Origin of the sequence: Burkholderia sp. E168m23, assembly GCF_016586125.1 — a bacterium.
Taxonomy (GTDB): Bacteria; Pseudomonadota; Gammaproteobacteria; order Burkholderiales; family Burkholderiaceae; genus Burkholderia; species Burkholderia orbicola.
Genome location: NZ_BCPP01001579.1, coordinates 1 through 787 on the forward strand (window position 1 = coordinate 1; position 787 = coordinate 787).

General features: G+C 66.1%; 1 protein-coding gene and 1 pseudogene. Both read right to left on the reverse strand.

Translation table 11 applies throughout. The features are described from left to right. Positions 1 to 579: arsenical resistance protein ArsH (arsH, locus tag JMF90_RS39000; protein WP_201326539.1), on the reverse strand; the 579-nt coding region annotated here is incomplete at its 3' end. Positions 580 to 626: 47 nt separating this feature from the next. Then, positions 627 to 787, reverse strand: a pseudogene (locus tag JMF90_RS39005) (arsenical-resistance protein); the annotation flags it as partial.

Below are 787 nucleotides of genomic sequence, written 5' to 3' on the forward strand. Positions count from 1 at the left end.
CATCCGCCCGGCTTCGTCGAATTCCCCGAACGCCTTCGCCACCGACGACTGGTTCGGGATGGTCAGCATGCGCATCCAGCGGCCGAGCACGCGCATCTGATTGACCGCATTGAACGACTGCGAGCCGCCGCTGACCTGCATGACCGCGAGCGTCTTGCCCTGCGTCGGCCGGACGGCGCCCATCGACAGCGGAATCCAGTCGATCTGCGCCTTCATGATCCCGGTCATCGCGCCATGCCGCTCGGGCGAGCACCACACCATGCCTTCCGACCACTGCACCTGTTCGCGCAGCTCGACGACCTTCGGATGGCTCTCCGGCGCATCGTCGGGCAGCGGCAGGCCGCTCGGGTTGAACACGCGCACCTCGGCGCCCATCGCCGTCAGCAGGCGTGCGGCTTCCTCGATCAGCAGGCGGCTGAAGGCGCGCTCGCGCAGCGAGCCGTACAGCAACAGGAACCGCGGCGCATGCGTGGACGGAGAAGCCGGCCGCAACTGTCCGGCATCCGGCACGCGAAACGATTCGAGATCGAGTTGCGGCAGGTCGTTAGAAAGATCAAGCACGCTTGCCCTCCGTGTCATGGCGATGAATCAGGATGTCGTTCATGCAGATGGATACGCCCGTTCGTTCACGCGCGCTCGTACCAGCCTTTCGACCGGTTGACGACGCGCACCACCAGCAACATCACCGGCACCTCGACCAGCACGCCGACGACGGTCGCCAGCGCCGCGCCCGAATGAAAGCCGAACAGGCTGATCGCGGCCGCGACGGCCAGCTCGAAGAAGTTGG